This is a genomic window from Candidatus Symbiothrix dinenymphae (assembly GCF_001431085.1).
The window spans coordinates 12804-31340 of the sequence record NZ_BBRU01000444.1 but is presented as its reverse complement, the minus strand read 5'-3'; the positions used below and the strand labels follow the sequence as shown (position 1 = coordinate 31340).

11 protein-coding genes are annotated in these 18537 nt (G+C 46.3%); 10 read left to right on the top strand and 1 reads right to left on the bottom strand.

The window, feature by feature from the left end:
* The 10 genes from ASC50_RS04940 to ASC50_RS04895 form a co-directional block, all read left to right on the top strand.
* Positions 1 to 3243: SusC/RagA family TonB-linked outer membrane protein (locus ASC50_RS04940; protein ID WP_056928773.1), on the top strand; the 3243-nt coding region annotated here is incomplete at its 5' end.
* A 183-nt stretch (positions 3244 to 3426) separates the two neighbouring features.
* A complete protein-coding gene (locus ASC50_RS04935; RefSeq protein WP_082592100.1) occupies positions 3427 to 5496 on the top strand; it encodes a RagB/SusD family nutrient uptake outer membrane protein in 2070 nt (689 codons plus the stop codon).
* A gap of 152 nt (positions 5497 to 5648) precedes the next feature.
* Positions 5649 to 6911, top strand: coding sequence for a DUF4959 domain-containing protein (locus tag ASC50_RS04930; protein ID WP_082592099.1), 1263 nt, complete (start codon positions 5649 to 5651; stop codon positions 6909 to 6911).
* Between the two features lie 29 nt (positions 6912 to 6940).
* Entirely contained in the window at positions 6941 to 9112 is a 2172-nt protein-coding gene (locus ASC50_RS04925) for a discoidin domain-containing protein (RefSeq protein ID WP_158648462.1), read from the top strand.
* Between the two features lie 125 nt (positions 9113 to 9237).
* Positions 9238 to 10833, top strand: a complete 1596-nt coding sequence (locus ASC50_RS04920; RefSeq protein WP_055432369.1) for an ATP-binding protein — start codon at positions 9238 to 9240, stop codon at positions 10831 to 10833.
* Between the two features lie 74 nt (positions 10834 to 10907).
* Complete coding sequence (locus ASC50_RS06915) at positions 10908 to 11897, top strand: family 43 glycosylhydrolase (RefSeq protein ID WP_102134492.1); 990 nt, start codon at positions 10908 to 10910, stop codon at positions 11895 to 11897.
* Between the two features lie 21 nt (positions 11898 to 11918).
* On the top strand, positions 11919 to 13910 hold the full coding sequence (locus tag ASC50_RS04910; protein ID WP_055432360.1) for a glycoside hydrolase family 127 protein: 1992 nt from the start codon (positions 11919 to 11921) through the stop codon (positions 13908 to 13910).
* Positions 13911 to 14023: 113 nt separating this feature from the next.
* Entirely contained in the window at positions 14024 to 15595 is a 1572-nt protein-coding gene (locus tag ASC50_RS04905; RefSeq protein ID WP_158648461.1) for a Gfo/Idh/MocA family oxidoreductase, read from the top strand.
* A 45-nt stretch (positions 15596 to 15640) separates the two neighbouring features.
* Positions 15641 to 16600, top strand: a complete 960-nt coding sequence (locus ASC50_RS04900; protein WP_082592097.1) for a sugar phosphate isomerase/epimerase family protein — start codon at positions 15641 to 15643, stop codon at positions 16598 to 16600.
* A 90-nt stretch (positions 16601 to 16690) separates the two neighbouring features.
* Positions 16691 to 18253: an AAA-like domain-containing protein gene (locus ASC50_RS04895; protein WP_055432357.1), complete on the top strand. Its 1563-nt coding sequence runs from the start codon at positions 16691 to 16693 to the stop codon at positions 18251 to 18253.
* Here ASC50_RS04895 and ASC50_RS06750 read toward each other — a convergent pair.
* A complete protein-coding gene (locus tag ASC50_RS06750; protein ID WP_158648460.1) occupies positions 18234 to 18521 on the bottom strand; it encodes an ATP-binding protein in 288 nt (95 codons plus the stop codon). The genes ASC50_RS04895 and ASC50_RS06750 overlap by 20 nt on opposite strands.
* Between the last annotated feature and the right edge of the window lie 16 nt (positions 18522 to 18537).

Here is an 18537-nt window from a genome sequence, read left to right as displayed (position 1 = left end):
GGGCTTGAGCGGAATCACAAAACTCGCCTTGTCGCCCACCTCCACAGTGGAGGTGTCATAGCCCAAAAACGAAACTTCCAAAACATCCGTCGGCGAAACGTTCGCGCTGAAACAGCGCAGGAAGCGCCGCAAGAGGCGGCGCAGATTATTGAGGTGGCGATTCCCTCGTCAGGGACGAAGACCATTACCGGTTTTGTGTACGATGAGACCGGAGATGGAGTCCCCGGTTCCACCATCACCATCAAAGGGAGCTCTCGTGGAGTAGTGACCGACATAGATGGTTCGTTCAAAATAGACGTTTCGCCGACGGATGTTTTGGAAGTTTCGTTTTTGGGCTATGACACCTACACTGTGGAGGTGGGCGACAAGGCGAGTTTTGTGATTCCGCTCAAGCCCAAAGCGAATGAATTGGATGAAGTTACTGTGGTGGCTTTCGGCAGGCAGAAGAAAGAGAGCGTGGTGGCCTCCATTACCACCATCGCCGCGAAAGACTTGCAGATTGCGGGCAGTAACTTGACGACTGCCTTTGCTGGTAAGATTCCCGGTCTGATTTCCTATCAGACGACCGGCGAGCCGGGAAAGGACAACGCGCAATTCTTTGTGCGCGGCGTTACTACTCTCGGATACGCTAAATCGCCTCTGATACTGATTGACGGCTTTGAGTCTTCTACCGACGACCTGGCACGCTTGCAGCCGGATGACATCGACCAGTTTTCCATCCTCAAAGATGCTTCGGCAACAGTGCTTTATGGTGCTCGCGGTGCCAACGGTATCATCACTATCACTACCAAATCCGGTCGGGAGTCGGATAAAGTGAAAATATCGGCGCGCCTTGATGTCAATATCTCGACACCCACAAAGATGCTTGAATTGCTCGACGGGGTGAGGTATATGGAATTGTACAACGAGGCACAACTGTCGCGCTATTACGATAGCGGTGCGACAACGCCTATTGCGCAGTGGTATAGCCAGGATAAGATTGAGGCTACCCGGCGTGGCGACAATCCGATGGCGTATCCCAATGTCAATTGGTATGATATGATTATGAAAACGCAAACCGTGAATGAGAAAGCCAATGTCAATTTGGAAGGTGGCAACCAATCTACCACGTATTATGTAGCCGTGGGGATGGACCATGAAACCGGTTTGCTGAAAGTGGACGAGCAGGATAATTTGAATGATTTCAATAGCAACATTGACATCATGCGTTTCAATCTCCGCTCGAATGTTATTTTTAAATTGAGCAAAACTACCACACTTGACACACGTATTTCCGGTCGGTTCCAGAAGTACAACGGTCCGGCTACGAGTGCCAGTGACATCTTCAAGCAGATAATGGACATCAATCCGGTGGAGTTTCCTGCTGTATGGCATCCCGGTGCGGGGTATGAGAATGTTCGGCACACGATGTTCGGTATGGTCTCCCCGTCCAAGACCAACCCTTTTGCAGAGATGGTAAAGGGGTATTCGCAAACAGACGAGAGTAATATTTCGGCACAGGCCACTTTGCGGCACAATATGGACTATCTGTTGCAGAACTTGAAGTTTGAGTTTAAAGCCTCCATCAGTGCTTTTAGCAGTGCTACTCAGAAACGTACGTTCGACCCGACCTATTACTCGCTGGAAGGTTATGACCCGGTATACAATACCTATTCGCTTTTCAATACCAATCCTAACAACAACCCTTATCTGGGTGATGTGGTGGGCGGTAAAGACGGGAATACACACTATTATTTTGAAGCTCGTTTCAATTGGGGGCGGCAATTTGGTGTCCACAACATTGGTTTAATGACCGTTGGCATTGCAGAGGAGAAACTTCTGACCAGCGGTACGGATGGTGGTATCAAACTGACTTTGCCGGAGCGCAACCTGGGCAACTCTTCGCGTCTCACTTACGATTATGATTCGCGGTATTTCCTGGAAGCCTCCTATGGTTTTAACGGCTCTGAGAAGTTCGACGCCAGTCATCGTTTTGGCTTCTTCCCTGCCGTAGCGGTAGGATGGGTCATTTCTAACGAGAAGTTCTACAGCGATGCGTTGCGGGATATACTCAGTATGGCGAAATTGAAATATTCTTGGGGAAAGGTAGGAAACGATGCCATCGGGAATACAGGAAAACGTGACGACCGTTTCTACTATCTGTCGGACATCAAAATTGGCAATGCGAGTAATCTCCTCACTCCGGCTTATTTTGGTCAGGATATGAGGACAATCTATCCGGGATATGCTATCAACCAATATGAGAATCCGTTCGTCACATGGGAGGTTTCCACCAAGCAGAACGTCGGCGTCGAGTTGGACCTGCTCAAAGGCATGAACATACAAGTGGATTACTTTACTGATGTGCGCGACCAAATCTACTGGCCGCGACAAAACGTGCCCGCAAGCCTTGGATTGGGCGGTACAGCGATAAGTGCTAACATCGGCAAGGTGGAGTCGGAGGGTGTAGACGGCTCGATAGACTACAAGCACAGTTTCAACAAAGATTTCTGGCTCACAGGGCGCGCCAATTACACTTTTGCACGCAGCAAGGTCTTGAGAACAGACGAGCCGATGAACCAGCCTGCTTATAGATTTAAGGTGGGGCAGCCCGTTGATCAGCCATTTGGTTATGTAGCCGAGCGCTTGTTCCTTGACCAATATGAGATTTACAACTCGCCGGACCAGAGTGCTTTAGGCCCCTATATGCGGGGTGACATCAAATATACGGATGTCAACAATGACGGTGTGATAAATGAGAACGACCAGATTCCTATCGGTTATCCGACTGTGCCGCAAGTGCAGTATGGTTTCGGACTGTCGGCAGGGTTTAAGGATGCGGACTTATCGTTCTTCTTTCAGGGTAATGCACAATCTTCTTTCTTTATCGCCCCGCAAGAAATTGCGCCCTTGCAAGGTCGTCGCAATGCACCGGCTATCATAGCCAACAGCACCTGGTCGGAGATGAACCCGGATATACATGCCTTCTGGCCACGTCTATCCATAGATAATGTGGCTAACAATTATGTCAATTCGACATGGTGGTTGCGCGATGCCTCGTTTATACGCCTTAAAACAGTGGAGTTAGGTTATTCCATCAGTCAACTGAAAGGTTATGGCATTCAGAACATACGCCTCTATTTGAGCGGTGAAAACTTGCTTACTTTCAGTAAATTTAAATTGTGGGACCCTGAGATGGGGGGCAATGGATTGGCTTATCCTATTAATCGGAGGTATAATATTGGATTGCAATTGGCATTTTAGTCTGAACCACGATTTTAGTCTGAACTGTGATTTTAATATGATTAATTTGATTAGTATGATTATAGAAAATTATGATTATAGAAAATTATGATTATCATGGAAATCATGGTAATCATGAAAATCAAATTAAAATCAAAGTTCAGACAAAAAAAAGATTAATTAAATAATTAAAAATTAAAGAATATGAAATCATTAAAAAAAATTATTCGTACAGACGTGGCGCGCCACGTCTCTACATTCATTGTTGCGGCGATGTTTCTCCTGCCGTCGTGCAGCGATTATTTAGACGTTGTGCCTGATAATACGGTCAAATTAGATGACCTTTTCAGCAACCGTGAGACGTCTTACAATGCTTTGGCTCGGGTTTATAGCTATATCCCGGATGTGCAACACCGGTATAATTCGCCGTGGCTTTTGGGCGACGAGTGGGTTTGGCGCGCGAGTGATGGTGCCAATACTGCTACCTTGCTTCCGCCTATGGGGGTGATGATGGGCAGCCAAAATGCCGGTAAACCGCTCTACAGCTTGTGGGATGGCACGGGCGGTGCCAAGGGGATGTATGACGGCATTCGTGCTGCTAACACTTTCCTGGAGAAAATTCATTTGGCAGCCAATTTTGAGGAGAATGAGCGCAAAGACTGGATTGCGCAGGTAAAGTTTCTCAAAGCCTATTTTCACTATCAGTTGATTGAGTATTACGGGCCTATCATTATCGTGGACCGCAACATCAATGTGGATGAGCCGGATGATGTAGTCATGGGGCGCAGAGAGAAAGTGGATGCCTGTTTCAACTACGTCACCAACCTTATCGAAGAGGCTATCCCCGACTTGAAAGACAAGACGGAGACGCTCAATCTGGGTATGATAGACAAAAAAATAGCTTACGCCACACTCGCGCGAGTATATCTGTTGCGTGCCAGCCCGTTCTTCAACGGCAATACTGACTACGTCAGCTTCCTTGATTTCGATGGACAGCCTTTCTTCCCGCAAACCCCAGCTCCGCAGAAATGGCAGGATGCCTTGACAGCCGTTACCCAAGCGATAGACTTCTGTGAATCGCATGGCTCCCCCGGATTGTATGTGTTCAATAAAAGTAGTACCTCTACGGATGATGACGATATCTGGATATTGAGAAATCCGGTCGGAATGAAACTGTTTTATTCTAACAAGATGGCACCCATCGAAAGGTGGAACCAAGAATTGATATGGGGACGAACATATACCGCGGGTAGCGCTATCTCACTGCAAGGAGCCACGTCTATTTATCGCTCAGGAGAAAACTATATTGATGCCCTTGGTGCAAACAACGAGATAGATGGCCAGAACGTGTGGGGCCACGATGATCCGAGTATTAGTAATAACTATAATGCGGGTGTGAGTTCCTATAATTCTCTTGGTGCCAACTATGAGATGCTCGAACGGTTCTACACCAAAAACGGGCTACCCATCAATGCGGATTTGGCGTTCAACCAGATGCTGAAATATGACCTTGCGTCAACGCCTGATGTCACGGTGCCCGGCAACGAAGAGTGGATGGGTATTTTGCAGTCGGACTACAGAACGTCTTATCTCTATCTCAACCGCGAAATGCGTTTCTATACCAACTTGGGCGTTACCGGCGGCTATTGGCGGCAATTTGTAAGGACGATACCTATATCTCTGTATGCCAATACATTCGGCGGTACGAGAAGTTTCGGGGGGGGGGTTCAGTGGTTTTCTTCGGGCATAGCCGTTCATAAATTTCTTGATCCCGAAACGCGCTCCGGCGACGGTCGCTTTCAAAACTCCCCCTTTCCGATTATCCGTCTGGCAGACCTATACTTGATGCAGGCGGAGTGTGAGAATGAGGTGAACGGACCGGCAGCGGCACTCGCTTCTATCAACAAAGTGCGCACCCGTGCAGGCATTCCCAATGTGGAAGATGTGTGGGCAGATGCCACGAAGGTTACATCCAATTACCTCAACCACCACCGGGAAAAGGCGGGTATGCTCGACATCATTCTCCGGGAACGTAGCATCGAGTTGGCTTTTGAAGGGTCACGCTTTTTTGATGTACGGCGCTATAAGCTGGCTACTCAAGAGTTTAACAAGCCAACTATGGGCTGGATTGGTAATGCCGGTAATGCAACTGATTTCTTTCAGTTGAGTATTAAGCAGGCGCGTCGCTTCCAATTTCGCGATAATCTGTGGCCTATTCCGTTGAATGATATGAATATTAATCCTAATTTGAAGCAAAATCCGAGTTGGGAATAAATGTCTGAACCACGATTTTCACAAGATTTATAAGATTAGCAAGATTACAGAGAAAAGATTATCATGGTAATCTTGTAAATCTTATTAAAATCAAGGTTCAGACAAAAAAATCAGAGAAAAATTAGAAATTATAAATTTAAAAATTAAAGATTATGAAATTTAGATGTTTAGTGTTATGTGTGACGGCTTGCTTGGTAACAGTCCTTTGCGGCTGCGATGAGAGTAAGCGCTTTGAGATTAATTATTCTGATGGGACGCCTCCCGGAAAGCCTGAGATTCTTGGCTGGAGGGCGGTGAATGGTGGTGGCGTTATTCATTATCGGGTGCCGGAAGATGAGGATTTGCTCTCTATTGATGCCTCTTATACGAATCCGCAAACGGGCGCAGAGGTGTGGTTTTCTACTTCTTACTATGTTGATTCTATCACTGTGATTGGTTTTCCGGACAGTGTGGCACTCACGGTGCAAGTGTATGCCGTGGACCGCGCCGGCAACCGCTCCGCGAGTGTGCCGGTTGATATTACGCCTGATAAGCCTGCCGTGCAGCTTATCAGCCAGTCGCTGCAAGTGAAGGGGGGCTTCGGCTCGTTCTATGTGGATTGGAAGAACACACTCAAACAAAACGTTAATGTGTATCTTGATTATTCCTACAAACTAAAGGGTCAGCCGGTGACGAAACGGTCAATTGTTTCCTCTGTCAACGAGGACGTCCGTGAATTTGTCCGCATGGAAGATATTCCGGAGACGGAGCCTATAACGGTCAATATGCGGGTGGAAGACCGCTACGGAAATTCCAATGTGCTCGCTCCGGCGACGGTCTATCTGAAACACGACGAAATCATCCCGAAAGACAATTGGTTTCTACCCAAGGAATTAAGCGATACATTACGCGTGCGGATGGGATTCTTTGGCGGTTACTTTAAAACAGGCGGTCGGATATTGATTGACGGCATATATGATGGTGATGGTGGTCGTAATGATAACTTTACGAAAGGTGGTGCATACGGAGGAGTTAAACCGGTAAATTTCTTGGTCGACCTTGGCGAAGAGTGGGAATTAAGTCGCATCGTTACCCACCAATTCGCCGATTATAAGAATGAGTTGGAGCGGGGAGAGTACGGTTACTATAAGGACAAAAATATAAAACGGTACAAAGTTTATATCTATCACGCGGATACGGAAGAATGGGAGATGATACGCGACCATACCATTCAGGTACCTTCATTGGCGACAGAAAGGCAATATATTGTTGCCGGTCTTGCCGGCGACATGACCTATTTCTATCCCGATGAGATAGAGTTCACGGAGCCTACCCGATGGTTTAGGTATGAGATGATTGGGTGTTTTGACGGGGATATTCAAACGTTTAATTTCGCGTTGTCTGAAATTACTTTGTATGGGAGGAGAAAAAGGTGAAAAATATAAATTATAAAAAAATGAAAGTTATGAAAGCAAATAAATTATTTTCTGTGCTGTTCGCGGCATTCGTCGGTGTATCCTGTTCGGATATATATGACAACATTAAGGATTTTTCTCCCGAAGAGCGGGTTTATCCGGCAAGGTTCGACATCGTGACGGTTTCGTATGGTTACGAGCGGGTGGAGTTCGACTTTGGGACGCAAGGGCGCGTGCCTGCTTCCCAAATGTATTTGGGCAAAGCTAAGAAAACCATCGTTGAATACACGGTCGGTGATGAGTCTAAGCGCGAGGTATTTGATAGTGTCTGCTCGTGGGTCAACATCACAGGTCTTACCCAACCGCGTATCTATGAATTTAAGATTTTCACCGAAGACCAGTATGGCAATCCCTCGATAGCGCAAGAGGTATCGGTAACGCCGTTTACGAGCGAAGATGTTTCCGCTTTGGCAGTGACACCTCCCTCGGTGGTCGAATCGACAGCGGCGGCGGCCGTTGAATGGCGCAATCCCATAGTGTCGGATATGTATTCGTGGTATCGCTACAAATATGAATATACCGACCGTGACAACCATGTTCAACGCGACAGTGCTAATGGCAATCTGCCGAGTTTCCTTGTCGAAAATGTGAACAAGAATGTTGATATACCTATCAAGATAACAGCCCGTATTGTGCCCAAAATGAATGGTGTGTCGATTATTGACAGCATCGACTGGGAAATGACTTATAACCTGCGTATCTCTCCGTCGGCAATTCCTGCAATCCTCCTCAAAAAGCCTGCACAATTCTATACGTTTGATGCGGATGAGATTGAGTTTCCCTTGGAATTTGCATGGGTAGCGGTAGATGAGGCTACCGGCTATGACCTGAAAGTATCCTCAAATCCCAATTTCAGTGATGGACCAACAATAGATGCCGGCACGGGTAACTCCTATCTTATGACAAAAAATGACGCATCTGCGCTTATCGCCTCTTTTAACCGTGCCGACCCGTTTCGGGTATATTGGACCATAGCACCCAGACTATCATCTACCACCATAAATCAGCAAAGCCGCAACATGACAGCGATTCGCGCAAAAAACATGACAGGCTGGTGGACATTCGACGACCCCACCAATCTGTTGGCCGCCCAAAACGGCGGTATAGCACTCGTAGCCGTTGAAACGGGAGGCGCTATCACATCCGTTGCCGGTCCAACGGCCACCGACCGCGCTATCCGCATACCACAAGGCAGCTATCTGCGCTGTAATCACGGACTTCTCCCTGTCGGAGGCACCAATGTCAATACTTACAGCGTAGCGTTTGATGTAAAAATACCGGAAACAGGCACAGGTAAGACGTATTCACTCCTTTCTGCACGCAACGGATACGGTACGCCAACACAGGATGCCGACATATTCATCAACGCCGATGGCAAAATAGGTGTTTTAACCGGCACTACAGCGACTGTATCCGAAAATGGTCTTCAAACTGATAGAATGGGCTTTTCGGGCTTCCATACACCTGCCGGTCGCTGGACACGCATTGTTCTTGTCGCTGATATTACCAATAATTTTTACATGTATTATGCCGATGGTCTCAGAATAAGGGAAGGAAGATTGTCATCCGCGGATATTGACGGTCGTTTCTCACTCTTGCCGGAAGGCTGTCTGCTTTTTGCCGATGATAACGGTGAAGACGAAGTGTTGGACGTAGCCAATGTTCAGTTCTACGGATTAAAACTAAGCGAATACGAAATCCGTAAACTCGGTGGCGTTGCTATACGCGAATATGATAAGACAAGCTGGAAAATATCAACGAATATGCTTACACCGAGTTATAGCGTTGATTCCAATCCGAGTCGTATCCTTGATTCCAATCCGATTACATATACGTTTAACTGGAGCGGGGCAGATGTGCTAAAATACTTCAATATTGACATGACAGAAGTGCAGGAAATACACTCTTTAGCGTTTTACGGTCGCCTTGTAGAGGAATGGCCCTCCGAACTGCGGACTGTTGATGTTTTCGCAGGTAACGATGGCAGTACTTGGACATTAATCGCCTCCCACGACTATCAAGTACCTGTTTATGAAACCACATGGCAAATACCGCTGATAGATTTACCAACGCCGGTTAATGCCAGATGGCTTAGGGTAGAAATGAACAGAGGACTCGCTAATGCCACCTTTGGAGAAATTCATGTGTTTGGCAAAAAATAAAAAATTGAAAAATGCTGTTTCAAACAAATGTTTGAGACAGCATTTTTTTTGAAAAAAAAACAGAAACATTTGCTAATTCAATAATTTTGTATTATCTTTGCAGATATTTTTAGAAATGAGAAGTCATGAAGAATTTACCCATTGGTATTCAGTCGTTTGAAAAGTTACGCGATGAAGGTTGTTTGTATGTGGATAAAACGAAAGAAATACTCCAACTTACAAGTTCAAACATCGTGTTTCTCTCACGCCCGCGCCGTTTCGGAAAGTCGCTCCTTGTCAGCACCTTGGAGGAACTTTACACAGGCAGTCAGCATTTGTTTGAAGGTCTCTATATCTATGATAAATGGGATTGGACGCAGCGCTATCCCGTTATTCGAATAGATTGGACAGATATCAAGCACGATAGTAAAGAAGAGATGGAACGCAGTATGTCAACATTTCTGAAACGGCAGGCTAAATTAGAGAAAATAAAACTTGTTTCAGAATACGCCTCCGATTGTTTTTCTGAATTGATAGAGTCATTGCATCGTAAAAAAGGCAATAAAGTGGTTGTACTTATTGATGAGTACGACAGCCCGATATTGGATACAATGAATCAACCTGAAGCGGATGGTGTTCGCCAATTTCTTCAAAGCTTTTATAAAAGGCTAAAAGCCACCGACAACCATTTGAAGTTCGTTTTTATGACAGGCATAACAAAAGTGGCAAAAGTGTCAATATTTTCAGCATTGAACAGTCTCAAAGATATTACGTTAAACGATAAATATGCTTCTATCTGTGGCTATACACAGGAAGAACTGGAACGTAACTTTGCGGAATATATTGACGAAACGGCATCTCATTTGGAAATAACAAGGGAGAATTTGCTTTACTACATTTGCAAGTGGTATGATGGTTATACCTGGGATGGCAAGACATCGGTTTACAATCCGTTTTCCACGCTAATGTTTTTTGACAATCAAGACTTTTCCAATTACTGGTTTGATACAGGTACGCCCACTTTCCTCATCAATCGTCTCAAAAAACACGGTCTTGCTAAAACCGTATTGGAACCGATAGTTGCAGGTCCGACAGCTTTCAACAGCTACGACCCTGATGAGTTGGAAGATATTCCCCTGTTATTTCAAACCGGCTACTTGACCATCAAAAACAAACAACGGGTGGGTAGAAGTTCTCAATATACATTGGAAGTACCCAATATGGAGGTAAAGGAGTCGCTGATGGAATATCTGTTAAGTGCATATACCAACTACCCCCTTTCGAAAATGTCGGCACTTGGACAACAAATGTTGCAACAAATCCTTGATTTCGATGCGAAAGGCTTTACAAATAATATGCGTATCATGCTTGCCGATGTTCCTTACACTTTACTCCCATCCAAGGCGCAAGACGAAGCGGAAGCGGAAGCGGAAAATTTAGCAAGTGAAGCCTTTTATCACAACATCTTTCAAATGTGGATGACCATGCTGGGTTTCAATATTCAAAGCGAAAGGATGACCAACCGGGGACGTATAGATGCCGTGTTGCAGCAAGACGGAGTGGCAATAGTGGTAGAGTTGAAATATCACGCTACCACGGAATTGGAAACTTTGCTCAACCAGGCTATCGCGCAAATCCGCGAGAAGCGGTATTATGAGCCGTTTCTTGACCGGAAAATTATTCTGCTGGGGATAGCGTTCAGTGGAAAAGATGTTGGTTGCAGGATTGAACAAATTGTCTGAACCGGGATTTTCATAAGATTAAAAGATTAGCAAGATAAAAATTAAAAATATTAAAATTATAAATTATTAAAGAAATGAAAAAAAGTTATTGTTTATTAGCAGTTTCACTGCTTGTGTTCTCCGTGTTCACTCTGTCGTCTTGTCGGGCAGATATAAAATGGACGAAATATGAGAACAATCCTGTTCTCGGCGGCGCGGACCTCGGCACGTGTTTCGATATCGCGATGCTGCAAGAGGACGGCAAATACAAGATGTGGTTCTCGTGGCGACCGAAAAAGTCGCTTGCCTACACCGAAAGTAAGGACGGAATTAATTGGTCTGAGCCTACAATCGTTCTCGCTCCCAATCCCGACTCAGGTTGGGAAAATGAAATCAATCGCCCCTCCGTTATTAAGCGGGACGGCGTGTATCATCTTTGGTACACCGGTCAGGTTTGGTACAACGATTGGTCGAAAAGCGGCTCGTGGATTGGTTACGCAACGAGTACCGACGGCATTCACTTTGAAAGGAAATCGGACAAACCCGTTTTAGTGCCGGAAAAAGGCTGGGAAAAAGAACATGCCGTGATGTGTCCGAACGTCGAATGGGATGCCGATGCCAAACTTTTCACGATGTGGTACTCCGGCGGCGAGATATACGAACCGAACGCTATCGGCTACGCAACAAGCCCGGATGGTCTTGTGTGGACGAAATACAAAAATAATCCCATCTTTTCGTGTGATAAAAACACCGAGTGGGAACATCATAAAGTTGCCGGCGGGCATGTTTTCAAACACAACGATTGGTACTTAATGTTCTACATAGGTTACGAAAACGAACATCTTGCCCGTATCGGCATTGCGCGCTCGAAGGACGGCATTACAAATTGGGAACGGCTGCCGACGAATCCGATTATTTCGCCAACCCCAGACGGATGGGACGCTGAGGCGTGCTATAAACCGTTCGTCATTTACGATGCGAAAGAGAAAAAATGGCGGCTGTGGTACAACGGTCGCACCGGAAATCTGGAGCGAATCGGACTTGTATTTCTTGACGGTGCTGACTTGGGTTTTCCTAAACATTAAAAATAAATTAGAGAATTAAAAATGAAAAATAGCATCATTCTATTCTTGTTGACATTGTATTGTCTTACAGGATTTTCGCAAACGAAAGGCAGCGGTTATCCCATCAATCCCGTACCGTTTACGTCGGTGAAAGTGACCGACCAATTTTGGGGACAACGCTTAAACGCCAGTCGCGAGGTAACTATCCCTTTGGCATTCGGCAAATGTGAAGAAACGGGGCGGTATGAAAATTTCCACAAGGCAGCCCATCCAAGCCCCGACTATAAAGTGGGAGGATTTTCTTTTGATGATACGGATGTCTATAAAACCATCGAAGGCGCTTCTTATTCCATGCAAACATGGCCGGATAAGAAACTGGTGCGATACATCGACAGTGTGCTCACCATAGTCGCCGCCGCACAGGAACCGGACGGCTATCTTTTTACCGCCCGAACGATGAATCCGCAACATCCGCACGATTGGGTAGGTCACGAGCGCTGGGCAAAAGTGGAGGAATACAGCCACGAATTTTACAATCTGGGACATTTGCTGGAAAGCGCCATCGCTCACTATCAGGCAACCGGCAAAAGAAATTTCTTGGATATAGCCATCCGCTATGCCGACTGTGTAGAACGGTCCATCGGCGATAAACCGGGACAGGTAGCGCGTGTGCCGGGTCATCAGATTGCAGAAATGGGATTAGCTAAATTGTATGTCGTAACGGGCGAAAAGAAATACCTTGATTTGGCAAAATATTTCTTGGACAAACGGGGTTACACTGCCCGAAAAGGCGACGCCTTCACCAGACAAATGCATAAACCTATTTTAGAACAGGACGAAGCCGTTGGGCATGCCGTACGCGCCGTTTATATGTATTCGGGAATTGCCGACGTGGCAGCGCTCACGGGCGATGAGGCTTACATCCACGCCATCGACCGCCTTTGGGACAATGTGGTGTCGAAAAAACTCTACATTACCGGAGGCATAGGTGCCCGTCATCAACACGAATCATTTGGCGATAACTACGAATTGCCCAATCTGACGGCTTACAACGAGACTTGTGCAGCCATTGCCAATGTTTATTGGAACTACCGCTTGTTTCTGTTGCATGGCGAAGCTAAATATTTCGACGTGCTGGAACGCACCTTGTATAACGGTTTGATTTCCGGCGTTTCGCTGGATGGCGGCACATTTTTCTATCCCAATCCATTGGAATCGGATAGCAAATTCAAATTTAATCGTGGAAGTACACTTGTCCGCCAGCCGTGGTTTGACAGCTCCTGCTGCCCGTCGAATGTCAGCCGTTTTATCCCTTCCCTGCCGGGTTATGTGTATGCTGTCAAAAACAATGACCTCTATGTAAACCTGTTTATGGGCAATGATGCCGTATTGGATGTAGAAGGTAAAAAAGTAGCAGTAAGCCAATCAACCGATTATCCATGGACAGGCGACATTAATATTAAAGTGTCACCGCGTTCAAAACAACAATTTACATTGAAAGTGCGTGTACCGGGTTGGGTGCAGGGCGAAGTCGTTCCCAGCGATTTGTACAGTTATGCAGACGGCAAAAAGTTGAATTATACGGTAACAGTGAATGGCGCCAAGGTGGACAGCAAATTGGAGAAGGGATATTTCGCGATTTCCCGTCAATGGAAAAAAGACGATGTGGTGAAAGTGCATTTCGACATGGAACCGCGCGTAGTGAAAGCCAACGACAAAGTGGAAGCCGACCGCGGAAAAATATCTATCGAACGCGGTCCCATTGTTTATTGTGCCGAATGGGCGGATAATGATTTTGATATTTTCAGTGTCGTGATAAATCAAAAGCCTGAAATCAGGGTGGAAACCAAGCCGGATTTGCTAAAGGGTATCCATCAGTTAAAAACGACTGCGCAGTTATTAGCCCAAAATGAAACGGGACGTTTACAAGTAAAAGATGTAACGCTTTCATTGATACCCTATTACGCATGGAATCATCGAGGCAGTGGTAAGATGTCGGTTTGGCTATTGCAAAATTTGAATGGACTAAATTGAGTTAAGTTATAAAAGATAAAGTTATAAAAGATAAAGTTATAAAAGATAAAGTTATAAAAGATAAAGTTATAAAAGATAAAGTTATAAAAGATAAAGTTATGAAAGATAAAGTTATGAACGATCAAGTTATGAATGATCAAGTGAAAATGCCAATTCATTCCATGAGTAGGCGTGAATTTCTTACCGCCGGAGCAACCGCCATTGGTGCTCTTACCGTTATTCCCAGCCATGTTTTTGCGGCTAAAAAAAAGGGGATGGTCGCGCCGAGCGATAAAATCCGATTAGTGCATATCGGTTGCGGCACTCAAGGTTTAGCCGAAGTGGGCGCCTTGTTGAAGGCGCCGGCGATAGAAATTGTAGGCGTGGCAGACCCCAACAGAGAGAGTTATGACTATATCCATTGGAGCGAGAACGGCTTGCGTGACCAATTGCGCAAGTTTATTGATGAGCCTGCGTGGAAGGAAGGCGCGAAAGGGATACCGGGAGGGCGGAACATTATGAAAGAAATCGTTGAAGCCTACTATCGGAAGAACCTCCCCGGATACAAGAAAACGATTGCTGCCGTTGAAGACTATCGCGAATTGCTGGACAAAGTGAAGGATGTGGACGCTGTAAAGATTATGTCGCCTGACCATTTGCACGCTTATCAGGCTATTGACTGCCTGAAACGCGGGAAGCACATCATCATGCACAAGCCTTTGGGCAATAAATTGACCGAAGCGATGAAGGTGGTCGACCTTGCCGCCTCTTCCAAACTATCCACTCACATGATGGCATTCAATGCTTCCGGCATGGGCAATATAGGTTTGATAAAGAAATGGGTGGATGCCGGAGCCATTGGACAACTCAAAGAAATACACAATTGGAGCAATCGTCCGGTATGGCCCCAATATCCTGAAATACCGACAGATAAACCACCCGTTCCCGATGGATTCAACTGGGATCTGTGGTTGGGACCTGCCGAGATGCGCGACTATCATCCACATTACACCCATGCCACTTTCCGCGGCTGGTACGAGTTTGGCGCAGGCGCTATTGCCGATATGGGATATTACAGCCTTTTGCCGGTGTTTGATGCGTTTAAGTTGGATTCTGCCATTTCTGCAAGCACACGTTTCTCGCGTGTGGTCGGGCTGAAAAACAATGTGCCCTCATTCGTTGTGAACAACTATTCCTACCCGTTGGCGGCTGCCTATCGCTTTGACGTTCCGTATAAGGACGGTTCGGGCAAAATTATCGTGCAATGGCATGATGGCGGCATGAAACCGCAAATGCCGGAAGGATACGAAGGCTACGACCTGCCTATTGAAGGCATGATGTTTGTTGGCGAAAAAGGCGCTATCGTATCGGGGTTCTTTCGGGAAAATCCGAAAATCGTCGGGAAACAAGCATCGCAATACGCCAATATGGAAGGCTATCCCATGCCTGACAAGCCGGAAGATATATTGGCTGACGGCACTGTACGCTGGCTGCAAGGCTGGATAGATGGCTGCCGTGGCAAGGGAAAAGGAGTTGGAGCATTTGAAAAGGCTAAAGAAGTAAATGAAACCTTCAATCTTGGCTCTGTATCACTGATGAGCAACGGGAAGAAATTGGAGTATAATCCGGCAACACGCACCATCACCAATGATGAGGCTGCCAACAAATTGCTTACCCGCAATATCCGCCAAGGATGGGAAATTTAATGATAAATATAAATGAATAATAATAATAAATAAAAAGTACATACAATGACAACAAGAAGAAATTTTTTAAAACAATCCGCATTAGGCGCCACTGCTTTGATGGCATCGCCTTTTGCCGCTACTGCCGCCACTGCCGCCACGTCGGCATTGACAGACAGCCTCAATGCGCCCAATCCATTGCGCATATCTATGCTTTCCTACTCGTTTCACGGCTTGATGCTTGCCGGAATGATGAACATTTTCCATTTCTTTGAAACCTGCAAATATCGTTACCATTTAGGTGCAGCAGACCTCTGGAATGGAATGATTACCAGTACGGAGGATAATTTCATCAATAAAGTGGCTACCACCCTCAAAAACGAGCAGTTATTTGTGCCCAACATTGCAGTGGACGGTGCGCATGTCATGCACGCGGGCAATGATAACCCCGCTAAACTTCGCGCTTTGCAAGACCGTTATATGCAAATAGCCAAACTGTGGGGAGTCGGTTTTGTTCGCTTCGATGCGGGACCTCCAATGTACAATGATCGCAAAGATGAGGATGGATGGACGAATCAGGAGTTCGATTTTATAGTGAAGCGCTACAAGGAACTGGCGCAATATGCACACGACAATGGCTTCAAAGTAGGAGCAGAGGTGCATTTTGGACCCGCACGATGCTGGACACACATGGAAAAACTGATTAAGGCGGTTGACCATCCCGGATTCGGCATTTGTATGCACTTCGGCGGATGGTGTGGCAGCTATGAAGAGAATTTAGCCGTCGAAAAAGCCGCAGCTAAATATGTCTGTCACACCCATATCCCATGGGATTGCTGCGAGGACATCAACCTGCCAAAACGCTTGGCAGTCTTGCGCGATGTAGGATATACCGGCTATTACAGCATCGAACAACATTCTGCTCAAAATGAATACAATCTGGTGGAAGCGCAACTCGGCAAGGTGAGAGCCGTACTTACCTCATGGAACAATGGAGGCAGCGGCGAACTGTATCCGAAGAGATAAAGGATGCGGCTCCCGACCGGAATTGCAATTTGGTATAAAAAAAATGGTAAAAGTCATTTTAAATGCGTACCTTTGCCAAAAAATTGAATTATGGCACGATATTTTAATGTAGCAGGACCCTGCGACGAAGCGAAGCACTATATGATAGAGGCTTCATCGCGTTTGTCGGGCATCAGAGAACTCATTGAGCAGGAGCAGTATTTTGTGATTCACGCTCCGCGGCAGAGCGGCAAAACCACGTTGCTGCTTGATTTGGTTAACCGCATCAATAGCGAGGGCAAGTATTATGCGCTTTACTGCTCATTGGAAGCGGCGCAGGGTATTATTGACCCGAAAGAAGGCATTCCGGCGATAGTCAAGCGGATGCAATCAAAATTTCGCTTTTCGAACATACCCAAAGGAGAAACATTTGCCAAAGATGCTGACTACAGCAATTATGCCGGTGTGCTGGTTGATGAGTTGACTGTTTTTTGTATGTCATCAGACAAGCCGCTTATCATCTTTTTCGATGAAGCCGACTGCTTGAGTGAGGGTACATTGATTACTTTCCTTCGGCAATTGAGAGACGGCTACACTACGCGCGGTAATACCCCGTTTGTCCATTCGATAGCCTTGGTGGGTATGCGCAACATTCGCGACTTCAAAGCACGGATTCGTCCCGACAGCGAGTCGCTTGGCAGCGCAAGTCCGTTTAATGTGATTAAAAAAGCACTGACTTTTAGCAATTTCACAAAAGAGGAGGCAGTAGAATTGTACGGACAGCATACTGCGGAAACAGGACAAGTGTTTGAACAAGAAGCTATCGACTTGGTTCTCAAGCAAACGCAGGGACAGCCATGGTTGGTTAATGCCATTGCATGCGAGGTGATTGAAGAAACGCTCCAATCCGATTATACCAAGCCGGTGACGGCAGAATTGGTGGAAGAAGCCATCCAAACCATCATCCTGCGGCGCGACACTCATATCGACAGCCTGCTCGAACGGCTCAAAGAGGAGCGCGTGCGGCGGGTGATGGAGCCGGTCATCATTGGCGACATAGAGAAAATAAGTACGCAATCGGACGACTATCTCTACACCAAAGACCTTGGCCTGATTCGGGAAGCTCCGGGGCTGGTAGCACCGGCAAATCCTATTTATGCCGAAGTAATTCTGCGTACTTTAAGTGCCGATTCACAGCAAGATTTGTGCAGCGAGAAGTATCCCTACCAAATGCCCCGCTATCTGAAAAACGGGCGTATCGACATGATTTATCTGATGCAGGATTTTCAAGCCTTTTGGCGCGAAAACAGTGCGATATGGGTCGAACGTTTCGACTATAAAGAAGCGGCACCTCACCTGATTTTGCAGGCTTTTCTGCAACGGATTGTCAACGGCGGCGGGCAGATTGTCCGCGAATTTGCCGCCGGTCGCGACCGTTTGGACTTGTGCGTAGAATATGAAGGACAAAAATACCCCATCGAACTGAAACTCCGATACAGCTCCAAAACCGAAGAAAAAAGCTACGCCCAACTCATCAACTATATGGACACAGTAGGTGCCAAAGAGGGTTGGCTGATTATTTTCGACCGCCGCCCCGATATAGATTGGGATGCCAAAATTTATCTTAAAACAGAAATGGTGCAGGGGAAAACCGTTACGATAGTAGGGTGTTAGCGAAATTTAACGCACTGAATTTGCATTTGGGCAGGCAGTCCCCACACGCGGAGCAACGGTCGGGCTGTTTCACAACGGCATGTGTCCCGTTTTCATCCTTCACCAATTCCAACACATGGTGTTGGCATCGCTTGACACAACGCCCGCATCCGGTGCAGTTGCCATCAATCACATGGATAACCCTGTTTCTCCCGCGTGCATGACGGCAAAGTCCGTGAACGAACCAAAGCAAAAACACGCTTCCAACTACAATATAAACTGTATTCATTCTGATAATTATTAAA

Bases quoted from the DNA above. Each gene is read 5' to 3' on its own strand.
- ASC50_RS04935 (WP_082592100.1), top strand. From the start codon at position 3,427: ATGAAATCATTAAAAAAAATTATTCGTACAGACGTGGCGCGCCACGTC.
- ASC50_RS04930 (WP_082592099.1), top strand. From the start codon at position 5,649: ATGAAATTTAGATGTTTAGTGTTATGTGTGACGGCTTGCTTGGTAACA.
- ASC50_RS04925 (WP_158648462.1), top strand. From the start codon at position 6,941: ATGAAAGCAAATAAATTATTTTCTGTGCTGTTCGCGGCATTCGTCGGT.
- ASC50_RS04920 (WP_055432369.1), top strand. From the start codon at position 9,238: ATGAAGAATTTACCCATTGGTATTCAGTCGTTTGAAAAGTTACGCGAT.
- ASC50_RS06915 (WP_102134492.1), top strand. From the start codon at position 10,908: ATGAAAAAAAGTTATTGTTTATTAGCAGTTTCACTGCTTGTGTTCTCC.
- ASC50_RS04910 (WP_055432360.1), top strand. From the start codon at position 11,919: ATGAAAAATAGCATCATTCTATTCTTGTTGACATTGTATTGTCTTACA.
- ASC50_RS04905 (WP_158648461.1), top strand. From the start codon at position 14,024: ATGAACGATCAAGTTATGAATGATCAAGTGAAAATGCCAATTCATTCC.
- ASC50_RS04900 (WP_082592097.1), top strand. From the start codon at position 15,641: ATGACAACAAGAAGAAATTTTTTAAAACAATCCGCATTAGGCGCCACT.
- ASC50_RS04895 (WP_055432357.1), top strand. From the start codon at position 16,691: ATGGCACGATATTTTAATGTAGCAGGACCCTGCGACGAAGCGAAGCAC.
- ASC50_RS06750 (WP_158648460.1), bottom strand. From the start codon at position 18,521: ATGAATACAGTTTATATTGTAGTTGGAAGCGTGTTTTTGCTTTGGTTC.